At 37.8% G+C, this 17,222-nt stretch carries 13 protein-coding genes, 2 tRNA genes and 1 pseudogene; 12 read left to right on the top strand and 4 right to left on the bottom strand.

Annotation, left to right across the window (positions count from 1 at the left end):
• Positions 1 to 120: 120 nt before the first annotated feature.
• Together KKC91_12050 and KKC91_12055 are read right to left on the bottom strand one after the other, a co-directional pair.
• Complete coding sequence (locus KKC91_12050) at positions 121 to 345, bottom strand: sugar phosphate isomerase/epimerase (protein ID MBU0479283.1); 225 nt, start codon at positions 343 to 345, stop codon at positions 121 to 123.
• A 79-nt stretch (positions 346 to 424) separates the two neighbouring features.
• Positions 425 to 1,519, bottom strand: coding sequence for a GntR family transcriptional regulator (locus KKC91_12055; GenBank protein ID MBU0479284.1), 1,095 nt, complete (start codon positions 1,517 to 1,519; stop codon positions 425 to 427).
• Between the two features lie 245 nt (positions 1,520 to 1,764).
• On the opposite strand from KKC91_12055, the gene KKC91_12060 reads away from it, so the two are divergent.
• Both KKC91_12060 and KKC91_12065 read left to right on the top strand, forming a co-directional pair.
• A tRNA-Arg gene (locus tag KKC91_12060) sits at positions 1,765 to 1,841 on the top strand.
• Positions 1,842 to 1,873: 32 nt separating this feature from the next.
• Positions 1,874 to 1,963 (top strand) — tRNA-Ser (locus KKC91_12065).
• 17 nt (positions 1,964 to 1,980) lie between these two features.
• Here KKC91_12065 and KKC91_12070 read toward each other — a convergent pair.
• The gene (locus KKC91_12070) at positions 1,981 to 3,834 is read right to left on the bottom strand and encodes an amino acid permease (protein MBU0479285.1); all 1,854 of its coding nucleotides are present in this window, start codon (positions 3,832 to 3,834) and stop codon (positions 1,981 to 1,983) included.
• Between the two features lie 164 nt (positions 3,835 to 3,998).
• On the opposite strand from KKC91_12070, the gene KKC91_12075 reads away from it, so the two are divergent.
• From KKC91_12075 to fusA, 5 genes are all read left to right on the top strand, one after another.
• Positions 3,999 to 5,693, top strand: coding sequence for a formate--tetrahydrofolate ligase (locus KKC91_12075; protein ID MBU0479286.1), 1,695 nt, complete (start codon positions 3,999 to 4,001; stop codon positions 5,691 to 5,693).
• 91 nt (positions 5,694 to 5,784) lie between these two features.
• Positions 5,785 to 6,045 (top strand): hypothetical protein, encoded by a 261-nt coding sequence (locus KKC91_12080; GenBank protein ID MBU0479287.1) that lies wholly within the window; start codon positions 5,785 to 5,787, stop codon positions 6,043 to 6,045.
• A 94-nt stretch (positions 6,046 to 6,139) separates the two neighbouring features.
• On the top strand, positions 6,140 to 7,591 hold the full coding sequence (locus KKC91_12085) for a DegQ family serine endoprotease (protein MBU0479288.1): 1,452 nt from the start codon (positions 6,140 to 6,142) through the stop codon (positions 7,589 to 7,591).
• A 100-nt stretch (positions 7,592 to 7,691) separates the two neighbouring features.
• On the top strand, positions 7,692 to 8,738 hold the full coding sequence (locus KKC91_12090; GenBank protein ID MBU0479289.1) for an alpha/beta hydrolase family protein: 1,047 nt from the start codon (positions 7,692 to 7,694) through the stop codon (positions 8,736 to 8,738).
• A 199-nt stretch (positions 8,739 to 8,937) separates the two neighbouring features.
• Entirely contained in the window at positions 8,938 to 11,010 is a 2,073-nt protein-coding gene (gene fusA, locus KKC91_12095) for an elongation factor G (protein MBU0479290.1), read from the top strand.
• A 4-nt stretch (positions 11,011 to 11,014) separates the two neighbouring features.
• On the opposite strand, the gene KKC91_12100 is transcribed toward fusA, so the two are convergent.
• The gene (locus tag KKC91_12100) at positions 11,015 to 12,442 is read right to left on the bottom strand and encodes an HD domain-containing protein (GenBank protein ID MBU0479291.1); all 1,428 of its coding nucleotides are present in this window, start codon (positions 12,440 to 12,442) and stop codon (positions 11,015 to 11,017) included.
• A 200-nt stretch (positions 12,443 to 12,642) separates the two neighbouring features.
• On the opposite strand from KKC91_12100, the gene KKC91_12105 reads away from it, so the two are divergent.
• The 5 genes and pseudogenes from KKC91_12105 to KKC91_12125 all read left to right on the top strand — a co-directional run bounded on the left by KKC91_12105 (position 12,643) and on the right by KKC91_12125 (position 17,222).
• Complete coding sequence (locus KKC91_12105; protein ID MBU0479292.1) at positions 12,643 to 14,838, top strand: PAS domain S-box protein; 2,196 nt, start codon at positions 12,643 to 12,645, stop codon at positions 14,836 to 14,838.
• A 17-nt stretch (positions 14,839 to 14,855) separates the two neighbouring features.
• Positions 14,856 to 15,221, top strand: coding sequence for a response regulator (locus KKC91_12110; GenBank protein ID MBU0479293.1), 366 nt, complete (start codon positions 14,856 to 14,858; stop codon positions 15,219 to 15,221).
• The gene (locus KKC91_12115; GenBank protein MBU0479294.1) at positions 15,222 to 15,902 is read left to right on the top strand and encodes a response regulator; all 681 of its coding nucleotides are present in this window, start codon (positions 15,222 to 15,224) and stop codon (positions 15,900 to 15,902) included.
• A 2-nt stretch (positions 15,903 to 15,904) separates the two neighbouring features.
• The gene (locus KKC91_12120; GenBank protein ID MBU0479295.1) at positions 15,905 to 16,204 is read left to right on the top strand and encodes a hypothetical protein; all 300 of its coding nucleotides are present in this window, start codon (positions 15,905 to 15,907) and stop codon (positions 16,202 to 16,204) included.
• Positions 16,201 to 17,222, top strand: a pseudogene (locus tag KKC91_12125) (GIY-YIG nuclease family protein). Before KKC91_12120 ends, KKC91_12125 begins: the two are co-directional and overlap by 4 nt.

Below are 17,222 nucleotides of genomic sequence, written 5' to 3' on the forward strand. Positions count from 1 at the left end.
CCTTCTGTTCTCCTTCGTCATAACTGTCTCCTTTCTATGCCGATAGCATTATTACGGCTATCGGTATAATGGCACAAAAAAACACCGATGTCAACCACATCGGCGAGAAAACTTATTAGCTTAACTTAACACGTATGGGGTCAGGGGGCCTTTGTAGCCGAGATTCTTTAAAGTTCTTACAACCTGCGGGAAATCAATTATACCATCACCCGGAGGAAGATGTTCTTCTTCTATGCCATGATTATCCGAGATATGCACATCGATTATTCTTTTACCGGAGAGTTTGATAACCTCTATAAGGTTTTCTTTAATATTTGAATGGTTGGTATCTACGCAGATAGCCATACTGTTGCTTTTGAAGCTGTCGACAAACTCAATGATTTCGCGCGCAGTTGGATACTTATCCTGACTTTTGGATTAACTTTCATCGTATACCTCCAGTTTTCAGCTTTCTACATGATTTTCTTTTTACCAGCTCAGCCATAACGCTAATAGCTACGGCATTTTCTTCTTTCCCTTCTATGATGTCGGTAAGTCTTGCTGCTGCAAGTTTTCCTATCTCTTCTTTTAGAACTCTCATTGTAGTCAGGGGAGGGTCGCTGTATCTTGCAATCTCTATGTCGTCAAAACCGATTATGCTTATATCATCGGGAATCCTGAGGCCTTTTTCTCTGATAGCTCTCATAGCATTTATGGCAATAATATCATTTCCGGCAAAGATAGCTGTCGGTAACGGGGAAGTGCTTAGTATCTTTTTCATAGCCCGATATCCGCCGTCTGATATAAAATCAACCACTTTAACTATGGATTGGTCGTATTCAAGGCCAAGAGCGTCGATAACCAGCTTATATCCTCTAAACCTGCCTATATGAAGTGATTGGTCTTGTAGCTGTTGAAAAATGATTGCAATTCTGCGGTGTCCAAGTGACGCAAGATATTCAACTGCCATGTAGGCACTGTTTATGTTATCTGTCGAAATAGAATCTATCCCTTTAATAATATGAGTATCGATAATGACCATTGGAATAGTGAGCTTCTTTAATTTAAGGATGTATTTTGGCATTATATGTCCCATTACCAGTAGACCCTTAATTTCTTTCTCTAGGACAGGGCGGGGTATAAGAAGTTTTTTCTGGTCATCTTCACTGACGGAGAAACTTGCCAGATGAGTTCTCTGCTTTTTGAGCTGTCTCTGAATTCCATTGAAAACCTTTACCATAAACGGATCAGAAGGAATCTTTGCAAAAATTGTGCAGAATAAAAATCCGATATTGATAATTTCTTCGTCTCGAGCAGGTTCTGTTACAACTATTCCCTTACCCTGCCATGAAGTCAGCAGGCCTTGTCTGGATAATTTATCAGTGGTTTTTCTGACTGAGTTGTAAGATATTTTATATTTTTTGCTTAGTTCACGTACGGGAAGCAAAAAATCACCTGGCTTTAACAGACCCTTCTGTATCTGTTCCAGTAGATCCCTTTCCAGGCTGTCTGTAACCGAACTGCTTTTGAGTATCACCACTGTATTTTGTCCTTATGAGATAGTCATTATTTAATCAGTATTGAATTACAATCGAATTATAACATAGATAGAATTGATGTCAAGAAAAATCTGTATATTTCAGGAGCATCCACAAAAAGTGGGCATTGAAATTCATAAGTAGCTTTAGTTGAGTAAGATGTGTGAATCAAGAAGTGAAACAATAATTCTTTCAGATTCTTGTTATTATTATAAAAATCGGTATAATAAATCTATCAACTTAATATGCGCCTGTAGCTCAGATGGATAGAGCGCTGGGTTGCGGACCCAAAGGTCGGAGGTTCAAATCCTCTCAGGCGTGCCAGAGTTCAGTAAACAGTCTAGATTTTTAGATCAGGAGAGGTCGCGTAGCCTGGCTTAGCGCGCACGCTTGGAAAGCGTGTAACTCGAAAGGGTTCGAGGGTTCAAATCCCTCCCTCTCCGCCAGTTTATCTCAGCTTCTTTCATTCACGGTGTCTTTTTCCAAGAAGTATAATATCTCGTAGCCCTTCGATGCTTTTAGCATGTAACCAGTCTTTGTCAAAGTTTGCATCTTGGGTAATTTGTGCAATTGCTGATAAAGCGCGCAGATGAAAATTCCTTTCATCACGTGTGCCAACTAATATGAATACAGCATAAACAGGAGTTGACGATTCTATAAAGTTAATGCCAGCTTCACATCTTACTATAACCAGTTCGAATTTGTGCTTGCCGTCAATAATTATATGTGGAATTGCCAATCCTGGCTTTATTACTGTTGTTGAAGTTTTCTCCCGCGCAATTAAAGAATCGAGCACTTGCTTTGCGTCCATGTTTAATCTGCTAGCGAGTTTTTCTGCAATAATTGCGAAGAATTCTTTAAGTGTAGCTTGTTTTGTTATATCAATTACTTTGCATCTTTTTACTAATTCGTCAAATCTGTCTTCTATTATTTTGTCCCGTTCTTTTAGAACTTCGCGTAGCTCAGCTCCTAATGAATCACCTGCAATCTCTTTGGCAGTTATACGCTCAACAATATGTATTAAAGCGGACTTGCGCATGGATATCTTACGAACATAGATTCTATGCCATAGAATACAGGCAAGTATAAAGCTTCCCGTTCCAAGGATAGCTATAGTGCCCATCTCATATATTAGAAACCCATAACAGATGATTCCTGCTATTTGTAACCAGGGATACAATGGCGAGCGGAATGTTGGCTTGTAATTTAGGATTTTGCTTTCACGCATAACAATGCATGCTAGGAACGCAAATATAAATAATACGAGCTGCATGGTGGAGGCTACTTTTACAAGATTTTCAAGATTTAGAAAAAGCATCACTATTATCATGAAAATTCCTGTAAATATTATAGAAAAGTGCGGTGTGTTAAATCGTTTGTTTATATTTGCAAGAAATCCTGGCAGAAGCTGATCACGGCTCATTGCCATAGGAAAACGTGATGCAGCCAGTATACCCGCATTAGCAGTAGTAATAAAAGCAAGTATTGCAGCGATTGCCATAACCAAGCTGCCAATTTTACCAAATATCTTATATCCACCAGTTGATATTGGAGTCAGGGAATGCGCCAGTTCATGCTTGTCAAGCAAGCCCACTGTTACAAAAATTGCTAAACCATAAAGAAGCAGTACAACGCAAAATGCCAGTATCATTCCGTACGGGATGTTCTTTGTTGGATTTTTTACCTCTTCTGCAACACTTGCAACCTTTGTCAATCCACAGAACGATATAAAGACCATACCGGCTGCTGCAAACAGCGCGTGCTTATCAGACAGCATGAAAGGAGTGTATCTATTGACATCAATAAACATTGTTCCGCGAGATATATATAGAATCAATAAACTGATAAGTAGAATTACAAAGAAAACCTGAAACCTTCCTGTGAATTTAACGCTTGTCAGGTTGAGAATTATAAAAAAAACACAGAATCCTATAGAAATGAGTTTAATCTGCCAATCTGTGATATTTGGATTGATCAATGTTGCAAATACACCAATGCCAACTAATGAGAACGCGCTTTTAAGACTGAGTGAAAACCAACTGGCGAATCCACCCATTGTGCCTGCCGCTGAGCCCATGCTTCGCTCAATAAAGAAGTAATCGCCGCCGGCTTTAGGCATAGCTGTAGTCAGCTCAGCCTCAGAAAATAACGCGGGTAGAATGAGTATGCCTGCCAGGATATAGACAAGGATCACAGCCGGACCAACTTTAGCATAGATCAGTCCAGGAAGGATAAACAGTCCTGAACTAATCATTGCACCAGCAGCAATGCAAAATACATCAATACCACCAAGCTGACGGACCAATCTATTATACATAATCCATTTCTTTTAGATTAACATTATTTACACCATATTATACTGCTAAATTTCATAATTGCGAGAACTTTTAGAAAAACGCAAGATATTACAAATTAAGGCAATATAATTTGAGAAATATAGTTTATGTTAAAGATATACTCCCTCAAAAAGGAGTATTAACTATGATGACAGATTTAAAAATTGCACAAGCTGCAAAACTTAAACCAATTCAGGAGATTGCCAAAAATATTGGTCTAAAAGATGATGAACTAGAATTGTATGGTAAGTACAAGGCAAAAATTATTCTTGAAGTCCAAGACAGGTTACATACACAATCAAATGGCAAGTATATTGATGTAACAGCCATTACTCCTACTCCTCTTGGTGAAGGGAAAACAGTTACAACTATTGGCCTGAGTATGGCACTCAACAGAATAGGCAAAAAGACAATTACTGCAATAAGACAGCCTTCAATGGGTCCCACATTTGGAATTAAAGGTGGCGCAGCAGGCGGAGGATATTCACAAGTTATACCTATGGAGGATTTCAATCTTCATCTTACAGGAGATATACACGCTGTAGGAGTAGCTCATAACCTTCTTGCAGCATTTATTGACAACTCTCTTCAGAAAAAGAATCCATTAAATATAGATCCATTTAGTATCACATGGCGCCGTGTTGTTGATATCAGCGATAGAGCTCTGAGAAATATTGTAATAGGTCTGGGCGGCAAGATAGATGGAGTTCCTAGAGAAACCGGTTTTGATATAACTGTAGCTTCAGAAGTTATGGCAATCCTTGCTTTAACAACAGGCTTAAAAGATTTAAGAAAAAGGTTGGGCAAAATAGTAATTGGTTACACAAGAGATGAGGAGCCTGTAACAGCGGAAGATCTTAAATGCGCAGGCGCAATGACTGTTCTGATGAAGGACGCGATAAAGCCAACTTTAATGCAGACATTAGAGAATACGCCTGTGTTTGTGCATGCAGGCCCATTTGCAAATATTGCACACGGCAATAGTTCTATACTGGCTGACAAAATAGGATTAAAACTTGCTGATTATGTAGTAACAGAGAGTGGATTTGGAGCAGATTGCGGAGCAGAAAAATTTCTTAACATCAAATGCCGTTATAGTAAACTAATTCCCGATGCGGCTGTAATAGTATGTACTGTCAGGGCACTTAAGATGCACAGCGGTGATTTTACGGTCGTTGCAGGAAAGCCGCTTGATGAGGGATTAATCAAAGAAAATCTGGATGCTATTGAGCGTGGAGCTTGTAATTTAGAGAAACATATTGAAAATATAAAATTGTTTGGAATCCCTGTAGTAGTTGCTGTAAATAGATTCACTACTGATACAGATAAAGAAATAGAGTTAATAAGAGGAATAGCTAAAGGGGCTGGCGCAGAAGATGCAGTTGAAAGTACTGTATGGGCTGAAGGAGGTAAGGGAGGAGAAGAACTTGCAAAGAAGGTTGTTGAAGTTGCAGAGAAACCCAGTAATTTTAAATTTCTATATGATTTAGAACAATCAATAGAAGAGAAGATGACTATCATTGCAAAAAAGATTTATGGAGCTGATGGGATAGATATTTCTCCTGTGGTTAGAAAGAAGATCCGTATGTATGAAAAAAATGGGCTTGATAAACTACCTATCTGTATGGCAAAGACACATCTTTCACTTTCTCATGATCCAAAATTAAAAGGAAGACCAAAAGGTTTCACAGTTCCAATAAAAGACATTAGGCTATCTGCAGGAGCAGGTTTTCTTTACCCTCTACTTGGAGACATGAGAACAATGCCAGGACTTCCGACTACCCCTGCTGGTACAAAGATAGATATTGATAGTACAGGCAAAACTGTTGGGTTGTTTTAATAATTTAAAAAAAAGGACTTGTATTTTTTTTAAACTTAATTAGAATTAGATAAGCGTTTGAAAAATTAACTTTGGAAGGAGGTGTAGAAGTATGTGGAGTTTAATTGGGGGAATAGCTGCTATAGTCCTTGGAGCTCTGGGATTAAAAATATGGTGGTTGCTTTTTCTGAAAGGGCTTGCTGCTACTGTTCCGGCAATGTTGGTTCTTGGCGGTATAGCTGCCGTTGCTGCTGGCATCAGTTCTATTAAAGATGATATTGCGGCTAAAAAGGAAAAGGAGGAAGAGAAGGAAAAGCCAGCTGCTGAGGAAGTAAAACCAGAGGAGAAAAAGGAAGAAGAGAAAAGCGAATAAAAAATTTTATATAGTTAAAGGGACAGAGTAAGCCACAGGACATGTGATTTATCTGTCCCTTTTATTGATTGATGAAGATGAGGAGTAAAAGAGAATGTCTAAATGTTTGAGGCTGATTTTTTTGTCATTGTTTCTTATAGCTATTGAATTCGCATCAGGAGATTGCTATGCGCAAAACGAAGAAGAGAGCGAGCCGTCTCAGGCTTTTTCTCTTCAGAATACTTTTGCTGATGTAGCTGAGAAGGTAAAACCTGCAGTTGTACAGATAACTACTGAGAAAATTACAACACATACCTCAAGGTATTGGAATCCATTTGAAGATTTCTTCAGATCGCCGTCTGATGATTTTTTTGGAAGACGACAGCAGCAAAGACAGCCTCAAAAACAGTACAAGCATAAACAACAGGGACTTGGCTCAGGTTTTATATTCAGGGATGATGGATACATATTAACAAATAATCATGTGATAAAAGATGTTGATAGCATAAAGGTTAAATTGCCAAAAATAGACAAAGAATACAAAGCTGAACTTGTTGGAAGTGACTCAAAAACTGATATTGCCATAATAAAAATAATAACGGATAAGAAGCTCATTTCCCTTAAACTTGGAGATTCAGAGAAAATCAGAGTTGGGGAATGGGCAATTGCAGTGGGCAACCCTTTTGGTCTCGAGCAGACTGTTACAATTGGCGTAGTTAGTGCTAAAGGTAGACACGGTTTTGGGATTACACAATATGAAGATTTTATACAAACCGATGCTTCAATAAACCAGGGAAATAGCGGAGGTCCCTTACTGAATATAAAGGGAGAAGTTATAGGCATTAATACGTTTATTCTTGCTCCATCCATGTCCCAGGGTATAGGCTTTGCCATACCAATCAATATGGCAAAGGATATAACCAGTCAGCTCATCAAAAAAGGCAAGGTAACAAGAGGATGGTTGGGAGTTATTATACAGCCTGTAACTGATGAAATTATGGATGCTTTTGACCTATCGACTCGGAACGGCGCACTAATCAGCGATTTTACATCTGATGACAGCCCTGCAAAAAAAGCAGGTATAAAGCAGGGAGACGTCATAGTAGAATTTGATGGAAAAAAGATAAAGGATTCCTCAGATTTGCAAAGAATAGTTGCTCATACAGAAATAGGCAGAAAGATACCAATTACAGTTATAAGGGGAGGAAAAGAAAAAGATCTTCACATAATAATAGAAGAAATGCCTGAGGAATTAGGTGAGGCCTCGATCGTCTCTCAACCTGAAGAATCGTGGGTAGGATTAGATGTCCAAAACATCTCAGAAGATATTGCCTCAAGACTTGGAATAAAAGATACTGAAGGCGTTATTGTAACAGATGTTTCTCCCGAAGGTGCAGCAGTAGGTGCTGGAATTAAAATAGGTGATATTATTAGAGAAATAAATGGGCAGAAAATACGTAATTTAGGTGACTATAACACTGCTGTCAATAGCATCAAGGACAAAAGTTCTGCAGTATTTCTTGTAAGACGCGACAAATATTCAACATATGTGATTGTCAAACGTTGATTATTAACAGCTTCTAACAAATCAGCCTAAAATTTTTTATAATTATAATTCATAATGCATCTGCGGAGAATAAGGCAGAGAAAACAAAGGAGGCATAATTATGGCTAACAGAAACTTTTCTATGGATGATTATTTCAACTGCAGGGCAGAAGAACGAATTCCAAAACTTACTTTTAAAGGCAGGACAAGGTCTGACTGGGAAAAATGGCGGAAGTTGTTTTATTCAAAAATGATTGAACTTTGTGGCGAATGGCCTGAACAAGTACCTCTTAAAGTGGATATAATTTACAGTGTTGATGAAGGAGATTTTATCAGGCAGAAAATAGTGATTGATACAGAAAAACATTTCAGTGTTCCTGTATATGTTCTTGTTCCAAAAAATAAGGACAGGGCGAGAAATGGTAAATTACCAGCTATTCTGTGTCTGCACGGCCACGGCAAATTCGGGAAAGAGCCTGTGGCTGGTGTGACCAACAAGCGAAGGCCTGAAATGGAACATGATATAAAATCATGTAATTACAATTACGGCATGCAGATGGCACAGCGAGGATACTTGACAATCTGTCCTGATTCAAGAGTATTCGGGGAATTATCAGATGGTGAAGATTCATATATAGGTCGTGATGACTGTAATGTGCATTTTTTACGCGGTGTTCTAATGGGTATAAATCTGTTGACACTGAATATCTGGGATATGATGAAGTGCATTGATTATCTAGAGACACGCAGAGATGTTGACCCGCAGCGGATTGGTGCTATGGGCCTTTCCTGGGGTGGAACACGCACGACATGGATTTCCGCTCTAGACAAACGCATAAAAGCAGCGGATATTATTTGCTATATTGTCGAATTTAAAACTTTTGCCATAAGAGATGCGAATTTCTGCGGCTCACAGATGCTGCCTCATCTGTATGAATATGGTGATATAGCTGATATTGCCGGACTGATTGCACCGCGGCCGCTCCTGGTTGAAAACGGAACCTATGATCATGGATTTCCAATAGAGTCCTGCATAAAAGCGCACCAGCATTTGAAAAGAATATATCACGCTGCCGGAGCAACTGACAAACTGCACATAGATGTTTTTGCCGGCGGACATGAGTTTCACGGGCCGACTGCATTCAAGTTTTTTGATAAGTATCTATAGAAATCCTGTTCTCTATGATGACCAGGGAGTTTGAGCTGCAGTATTTCTTGTAAGACGCGACAAATATTCAACATATGTAATTGTCAGATGTTGATATTCTTCTGCAATTATTCTTGACATGGCGCGTTGTAATTGATATGTTTCCCCTCGATATGTGTCCTGATTTAGGGTAACTTGCTTAATAGCATAGGAAGAAGTAATGCAAATTGGAGATGTTAAAAAGATAAGAAATATCGGCATTATGGCTCATATTGATGCGGGTAAAACGACAACAACAGAAAGAATGCTGTTCTTTGCAGGCAGAATACATCGCATAGGCGAAGTTCATGACGGGGCTGCTACAAGGGACTGGATGGAACAGGAAAGAGAGAGGGGAATAACAATCACATCTGCAGCCACAACATGTATCTGGCGTAAGCATCATATTAATATCATTGACACTCCAGGGCATGTAGATTTCACTGCAGAGGTAGAAAGAAGTCTAAGGGTTTTAGATGGTGCAGTAGCAATATTTTGCGCAGTTGGCGGTGTAGAGCCGCAAACTGAAACTGTATGGAGGCAGTCGGAAAAATATAAAATTCCCAAGATTGTCTTTATTAATAAAATGGATAGAATTGGAGCAGATTTTTTTGCCGTACTTGAGATGATAGACAAGAAACTTGGAGTTAACTATGTGCCAATTCAGTTGCCTATTGGAAAGGAAGATAATTTTCATGGCATTATAGATATTGTGGAAGAAAAGGCATTTTTCTTCAATCCGGAAGACGCTATGGAAGAGCCGAAAGAACGAGAAATTCCAGAAGACTATGTAAAGATGACGAAGAAATATAGAAATGAGCTAATAGAAAAACTTGCTGACACAGATGACAGTCTCATGAATAAATATATTGAAAATCAGCCCATTACAATAGAGGAAATTAAGAATTCTCTTAACAAAGCAACTGTAAAATCCGATATATTCCCTGTGCTGTGCGGCGCAGCTTTCAAGAATAAGGGAGTCAGGAGACTTATGGAAGCTGTTGTGGATTACCTGCCAAGTCCTGAAGATGCACCGCCTGTAGAAGTTATAGATAGTGATTCGGGAGAAAAGAGCTTGTTCAGTTTCGGAGAAAAAAAGGATTTATTGGGGCTCGCTTTTAAGATTGCTGTTGATCCTCATATTGGAAAACTTATTTATTGTAGAATATATTCGGGTTCAATAAAGCAAGGTGAATATGTTTTCAAGGCGGGGTCATCAAAGAAAGAAAGAATATCCCGTATTGTAAAGATGCACGCTAATAAAAAAGAAGCTGTGAATAGTCTCAGCGCAGGAGATATAGGAGCAATAATCGGGCCAATGAACATTACTACTGGAGATACAATATGTAAACAAAATTCTAATCTTTTTCTCGAGAACATAGAATTTCCAACACCTGTAATTTCAGTGGCAATTGAAGCAAAGAACAAGATTGAGCAAGAGAAACTTTCGGATTCCATAAGAAAATTATCTAATGAGGACCCGACATTTAATTTCTTTTTTAATGAAGAGACATCCCAAACTATTCTTTCTGGCATGGGTGAACTGCATCTTGAGATCCTGGTAGATAGATTAAAGAGGGAGTTTAATGTGTCTGCGAATGTAGGCAAGCCTAAAGTTGCTTTCAAGGAGACAATAACCAATATGCAGGAAGAAAAGTACAAACATCAGAAGCAAACTGGTGGAAGAGGACAATTTGCAGAAGTACACATAGAACTAATTCCTGCAAAGAGAGGCGAAGGGTTTGAATTTATTAATGATATCAAGCAGGGGGCTATTCCAAGAGAATTTGTTCCTGCTGTTGAAAAGGGCTGTATTGAGGCAATGGAAGCAGGAATTTTTGCGGGATATCCTGTAATTGATGTAAAAGTAAGATTATTTGACGGAAGATTTCACGAAGTTGACTCTTCTGAAATAGCTTTTAAGGTAGCCGGGTACTATGCATTCAAAAGTGCGTTTATGAAGGCAGGTCCAAGGCTTGTTGAGCCGATTATGACAGTAGATATATCTACTCCGGAAGAGTATTTTGGTTCAATCACGTCTGATATAACATCAAGAAGAGGTAAGATAATCCTGATAGAAAAAAAGGCTAAGAGCCAGTTAATAAAGGCTGAGGTTCCGCTTATGGAGCTTTTCGGTTACGCTACACAGCTGAGATCACTATCACAGGGACGAGCAACAGAGTCTATGCGGTTTGAAAGATATGACAAAGCTCCTCCGCATGTTGTCAGTAAAATAACAGAAGACAGAGGGTAACGTACTAGATATTTGTAGACAAAGCTTCTCTTGTTCTAAATATTTCTTCAAATGCTCTAACCAGTTTCTTTTTATGTCTATAGTCATGAGCGTATATCCTGCAGAGGTAGACTCTGGAAGGCACAAATTCAAATAGTTCCTTTAACGTTTCTTTCTGGACCTTTCCAGACGCAAGCTCGTATAAGAAAATCTGTTTGTCTCCCATAGCCATGGGATTATCAGGCATTGGGTCAAGGGCAGGAATATCTATGCGAAAATCTATCTTATCAGGAGAGAGGTTTTCCTTTATTTTCGCTTCTAATCTTTCGACATCTGAATAGAAGATATCTGCATAATTTTCTGTATCCTTTAATCTTTCAAATTTCTCATAAACCATTTTCCACTGCCTTTGTCTCATAAGAATCTTCTCCCATTCTCTGCCAAGCCGGCAGATACTTTGATTTGAGCTGTATTTCCATTTATCTACACTCGCAAACAATGACCATTCCGTAAGATATAAATAATCATTGAGATGATTTATAGGATTTTTATTTTCAAAGACTACTTTCATTGTTTCCTGGAATATATCCTTTAAACACAGGTCTATGGACCTTGTAGCTCTGTGGTAATATACAGCAGAATAAAGACTCAATCTGGCATTAACAAAATTGAGCAGCGCTGTCTTCCCAGCTCCATGAAGCGTTAAACCTTTTGATGATATGAATGTATAGTGCAGAATGCGTTCAAGGTCAATAATGCCTCTGGAAAACCCTGTTATATATGAATCCCTTAATACATAGTCAAGATTATCTACAGTATATATTCCACTAAAAAGAGGTAGTAAGAACTTAAGCCACTTTGGGAAAGATGAGTGAGTTCTGTCTTTTTTAGGCTTTTCAATAAGAAAAGATATGTACAAAGGGTCAATAACCTCACCTTTAGCAAAATCTCCGGATGGACTTCTTTTGATCCTCCTTAATAATGAGGCTAGCTTTGCTTTTATTATTGCTTTTGATATTGTCTCATGGGAAACATTAAATTGTTTGAGATAATTGTCATCAAAAAAATGTCCGAATGGTCCATGTCCTATATCATGAAGCAGGCCTGCAAGTCTCATCAGCTCTTCTAGGTAATTACTTGACGGGCAATCCGGACAGACTTTTTTTATTGACGGATATAGATGCAGGGCAAATCTGCCTGCTACATGCATTGTTCCAAGTGAATGCTGAAATCTGCTGTGCTCAGCTGAAGGGAAAACCCAGAAAGCGCTTTGAAGCTGATGTATGCGTCTGAGCCGCTGTACCCACGGGTTATCAATAATATCACGTTCTGTAATCTCTGTCTTATCTTTCTCAGTTGGAGAAGTGAATTTAATGTAGTTATGTATAGGGTCGCTTATTAGATCTATGCCTGAATAAAAAGAATCGTTTTCACCTAACTCTTTTGTTTCCATTACCTGAGCCTCACATTTTATTGATAGTTACTCACCTATTAGTATACAAACATTCCTTTGTGTGTCAATAATATCAGTTCTGATATTATCAGTTCTGGAGATAACAATTCCTAATTTTCATGTGGATTTTTACCCCGTCAGATAAAATAATAGATTGTTTTGTAGTAATAAGTTATAATTAAGTTTCTAACGAGGTTTAAATGAAAAGTAACCTGTCACATTCAACTCCCCGCTTTTTAATGATGGGGGTCTTACTGCTTGTTTGTATTGGGCTGGAATATTATTTCCATATGGTTCGCGGGATAAGCGTAGTTTACACACATCTATTCTATATTCCCATTGTTGTAGCTGCCTTGTGGTGGGGCTTAAAGGGCGGGCTTTCTGTAAGCTTGTTCTTAGGTTTAATACACACGATATCTGATATCCCTGGTATCCACGTAAGTGTTTTGACCAGGGCATTGGCATTTGTTTCCATAGGTTTTGTAATAGGAATAGTGAGTGACAGGCGCAAGCAGACTGAGAAGAAAAAAGAAAGACTTTTGCAGGATATTAATGAGCGTGTAAAAGAACTTGATTGTTTTTATGGTTTTTCCGCCCTTGTCGAAAAAGCTGATATCTCGTTAGAGGGGATATTTCAAGGAATGGTTGAACTACTTCCTACTGCATGGCGATATCCTGATATTACCTGTGCAAAAATAGCTTTTGAAGATAAGGAGTTTAAAACAGAGGGCTTTAAAACGAGTAAATGGAAGCAGTCAGCCGATATTAAGGTGCATGGAGAAAGAGTGGGAATTATAGAAGTCTACTATTTGGAAGAAAAGCCTAAGACGTATGAAGGCCCTTTCTTGAAACAGGAAAGAAAGTTAATAGACTCAATTGCTGAGAGATTAGGGAGAATCACCGAGCGCAGGAAGGCGGAAGAGGAATTAAGAGTCAGCGAGCATAAATATAGAGTGCTCCTTGAGAATCTTCCTCAAAAGATATTCTACAAGGATAGAAATTCGGTTTATGTTTCTTGTAATGAAAACTATGCGCGGGATTTAAAGATTAAACCTGATGCAATTGTCGGAAAGACCGACTTTGAGTTTTATCCTAAAGAGTTAGCGGGAAAATACAAGGCTGACGACGAAAGAATTGTGGAATCGGGAAAAATAGAGGAAATCGAAGAAAAATATATCCAAGAAGGAAAAGAGATGATTGTCCAAACAGTTAAGAAGCCCATTAAAGATGAACAAGGCAATGTCACAGGAATATTGGGCATTTTCCGCGACATCACCGAGCGCAAAAGGATGGAGGAGGAGCTAAGGAAAAACGAAGAGAAGTATAGAGACTTGTGGGAGAACGTAAATGACCTTATTCAGAGCGTTAAACCAGATGGTACGTTTGTATATGTTAACCGTGCCTGGCGAAAAACCCTTGGGTATAGTGAGAAAGAAATCCCATATCTCTCGTTGTTGGATATCATTCATCCCGACAGTCATGCGCACTGTATGGAGATATTCAAGCGTTTGTTAGCTGGAGAAAAGGTTGAATACATTGAAGCTGCGTTCCTGACCAAGGATGGCAATACAATTATGGTCGAGGGAAGCGCAAACTGTCACTTCGTAGATGGCAAGCCTGTTGCTACACGCGCTATTTTCCGCGACATCAGCGAGCACAAGAAGGCGGAGGAGAGGAAGGTGGAATTTCTTTCCAATGTATCCCACGCCTTAAGAACACCCTTGGCTTCGATTAAATCCTTTGTAGAGATTCTCCTAAAGTACAAAGATGTGAATCCGACCGAACAAAGTGAGTTTCTGACTGTAATTAATAATGAGACTGACCGTTTAACTCGCCTGATAAATCAACTTTTAGATTTAGACAAGATAGAACATGGTAAGTTAAAATGGAAATTTATGTCTTGTGATATCTCGAATATAGTTCAGAACGCAATTAGTGAGCTAGAGCCATTGATACAAGAAAAAAATATTGTAGTTAATATGAATCTTCCTTCTCAGGATTTGATTGTTAATGGAGATAAAGATAGATTAAATGAGGTGTTCATAAATCTAATAGGCAATGCAATTAAATTTACTCTTAATAAGAGAGAGATTAGGATAACCGTTAAAAATAAAGGGAAAGTTGTCGAAGTCAGTATAGCTGATACAGGTATAGGAATACCCAAGAATGAGTTGACCAATATCTTTGAAAGGTTCAAGAGATTAGATAACTCCGTTAATAGAAAGCTAACAGGAACAGGTTTGGGCTTATACATATGCAAGCAAATTATAGAGAAGCATGAAGGCAAGATTTGGGCTGAGAGCCAGAAAGGTAAAGGCTCTAAATTTGTCTTTGTCTTACCAAAGTATAAATCTAAGTCAGCTAAAAAGAGAATCAAACCCAAGAGAGGTTCATAGAGTAATAGGAGAGATCTATGGCTAAGAGAACAATCTTAGTAGTTGATGATGATCTTAGTATCATTCAAGCAGTCTCTTTTGTTTTAAAAAAGGAAGGATATATAGTTACTACAGCTGTTGATGGAAAAGAAGCGCTTAAAAAAGCTAAAAAAGAATTGCCTCGGCTAATTATTCTTGATATCATGCTACCGAAAATAAATGGATTTGAGGTCTGTAAACGATTAAAAACTAATGCTCAAACCAGAAAAATTCGCACTATTATGTTGACTGCTAGGAGTGAGGAAAAGGATAAAAGATTGGGTGAGAAATTAGGTGTGAATGCTTATATTACTAAGCCCTTTAATATTAACAAGTTACTTTCAGAGGTAAAAAAGGAGCTGTAGATGGCGAAAAATAAAATCTTAATAGTTGATGATGAGCCAAATATAACTAAGTCGCTTCAGGTTATTCTGCAAAAAGAGGGTTTTATTACCCGAGCTGTTTCTAGTGGTGAAGAAGCGATTGAGGAGGTAAAAAAAGACAGTCCTGATCTCATTCTGCTTGATTTGGTTCTGCCGGGCTTGGGTGGTATAGAGGCTTTAAAATATATCAAGACATTCGAACAAGAAGCAATTATTGTTATTATAACTGCCCATCCCAGCTTTGAATCAGCGGCTGAAGCGATAAGATGCGGCGCTTATGATTATATTATTAAACCTTATGATATTGATGAGGTTCTATTTACAGTAAAGAGAGCTATAGAGAAAAAAGAGTTACAGAGATCAATCGAAAAAATGAAAAAAGCAGCCTTGGTGGGGTACATGGGAGAGGCGATGTCTCATGAGATATTTAATCCTTTATCTATTGTTTCCGGCTCCGTCCAACTTTTAATGAGCAGGATTAAAAAAGGCAAAAAGCTAACTCAAAAAGAATATGAAGATTTCTTTAAAAATATTACTAAAAATATAGAAAGGTGCGTAGAGATTATAAATATTTTCAGGAAGTTCTATGCATCTATAGGCATTGAGATTAATCCTAGAAATTTAGAAGAAACGTTAAGGGAGATATTGGAAGGGAAGATATAGCTATGGACAAAAAGATCGTAACTGAGCGTAAGAAGGCAGAGGAGGCAGTGCACAAAGGTGAAGAACACGTTAGAAATGTTATCGAAAATATTTTTAAATTTGTGCCGGAGGGTTTATTGGTTTTTACAGATAAATTAAATTTATTCAAAAAGAATAAGGCTTTTCAGGATATTATTCAAAACTATTCGGGCAAACTAGATTATACCAAAGAAAAATTAGAGGAAATAATTATTAAAGAGGTAAAAAAAAGAATAATGAACGGTGACCATACAGAAATCAGGATTTCTAAAAAACGAAGATGACCAAGCAAAAAATAGCTAAGATAATCCTTTCTAAGGTATTGGAGATGCCCATAAATAAGTATCTCAAGTATATTAAAAAAACAGCAGAGGGATTAATGGAGTCCTTTTCGCCTCATGGCTCTGATAAAAAAATATATGCCAAAGTAATGATTAAAGAAGATGCTCTATGTTTTGAGGTTTTAGATGAACGTCTGGAGAATATCTATCCCACCGAAAATTGTACTAAAGATAAAACAATCTGTTCATTGAAATGGGTCAACACCAGGAATAAATTTTCTTTTCATATTTTAAAAAGCCTGCTTGATTACCAAAACAAATATTGGTTTTCCGGCAAAGAGGCAGACTTAAAACCTTTAACCTTAAGACAGTTTTTGTCCTTATATCCATTTCAGTATCTTGAGCAAAGCCGGCTCTCAAGGTTAATTTCAAATTTAAAGGTTTTAAGTCCAAAAAATCACTCCATCAATCTTGGAAGCTTATTTGTATCAGAGAAAAAGTACCACTCATATCTCATCAAAGAAATAGTTAAAAATGCTGAAAATGCATTAAAGGATAAGAATATTCAATACCTATCGGCTCAAAAGGGAGTACACTTATCCCTGAGAACGATATGTAATTGCAGAAATTTATTTAATATCCCCAGCTATAGAGAAAGAGAGACTTATTCCTATGAAAAGGATGTAACTTTTAGCAGCTACATAATTTTCTCAAAAAAAACTTTAATAAAATTCCAGCTGAAGCAGGAGTTTATGAATTGAGCATTTCATCAAAAATTGATTACCCAAATAGCAGGAGTAATATTATATATATAGGCTCTTCGAAAAATTTGCGAAAGCGGATAGCGAACTACTCAGGTAATAAATTAAAAAATAAACATTTATATAAATTTATCAATAGCAATGATGCGTTTATGCGTTTTTGTTTAACTGACAATCACATTTTAGCCGAAAAAAAGCTTCTTAGAAACTTTAAGAACATTTATAGCGAATTGCCAAAGGCTAATAGTTTAGGAGGATAA

The organism is bacterium (assembly GCA_018812485.1).
GTDB lineage: Bacteria > JAHJDO01 > JAHJDO01 > JAHJDO01 > JAHJDO01 > JAHJDO01.

Excerpts from the sequence above, each read along its gene's own strand:
- KKC91_12090 (MBU0479289.1), top strand. The coding sequence starts at position 7,692 with ATGGCTAACAGAAACTTTTCTATGGATGATTATTTCAACTGCAGGGCA.
- KKC91_12110 (MBU0479293.1), top strand. The coding sequence starts at position 14,856 with ATGGCTAAGAGAACAATCTTAGTAGTTGATGATGATCTTAGTATCATT.
- KKC91_12085 (MBU0479288.1), top strand. The coding sequence starts at position 6,140 with ATGTCTAAATGTTTGAGGCTGATTTTTTTGTCATTGTTTCTTATAGCT.
- KKC91_12070 (MBU0479285.1), bottom strand. The coding sequence starts at position 3,834 with ATGTATAATAGATTGGTCCGTCAGCTTGGTGGTATTGATGTATTTTGC.
- KKC91_12115 (MBU0479294.1), top strand. The coding sequence starts at position 15,222 with ATGGCGAAAAATAAAATCTTAATAGTTGATGATGAGCCAAATATAACT.
- fusA (MBU0479290.1), top strand. The coding sequence starts at position 8,938 with ATGCAAATTGGAGATGTTAAAAAGATAAGAAATATCGGCATTATGGCT.
- KKC91_12050 (MBU0479283.1), bottom strand. The coding sequence starts at position 345 with ATGGCTATCTGCGTAGATACCAACCATTCAAATATTAAAGAAAACCTT.
- KKC91_12105 (MBU0479292.1), top strand. The coding sequence starts at position 12,643 with ATGAAAAGTAACCTGTCACATTCAACTCCCCGCTTTTTAATGATGGGG.
- KKC91_12075 (MBU0479286.1), top strand. The coding sequence starts at position 3,999 with ATGATGACAGATTTAAAAATTGCACAAGCTGCAAAACTTAAACCAATT.
- KKC91_12120 (MBU0479295.1), top strand. The coding sequence starts at position 15,905 with ATGGACAAAAAGATCGTAACTGAGCGTAAGAAGGCAGAGGAGGCAGTG.
- KKC91_12080 (MBU0479287.1), top strand. The coding sequence starts at position 5,785 with ATGTGGAGTTTAATTGGGGGAATAGCTGCTATAGTCCTTGGAGCTCTG.
- KKC91_12100 (MBU0479291.1), bottom strand. The coding sequence starts at position 12,442 with ATGGAAACAAAAGAGTTAGGTGAAAACGATTCTTTTTATTCAGGCATA.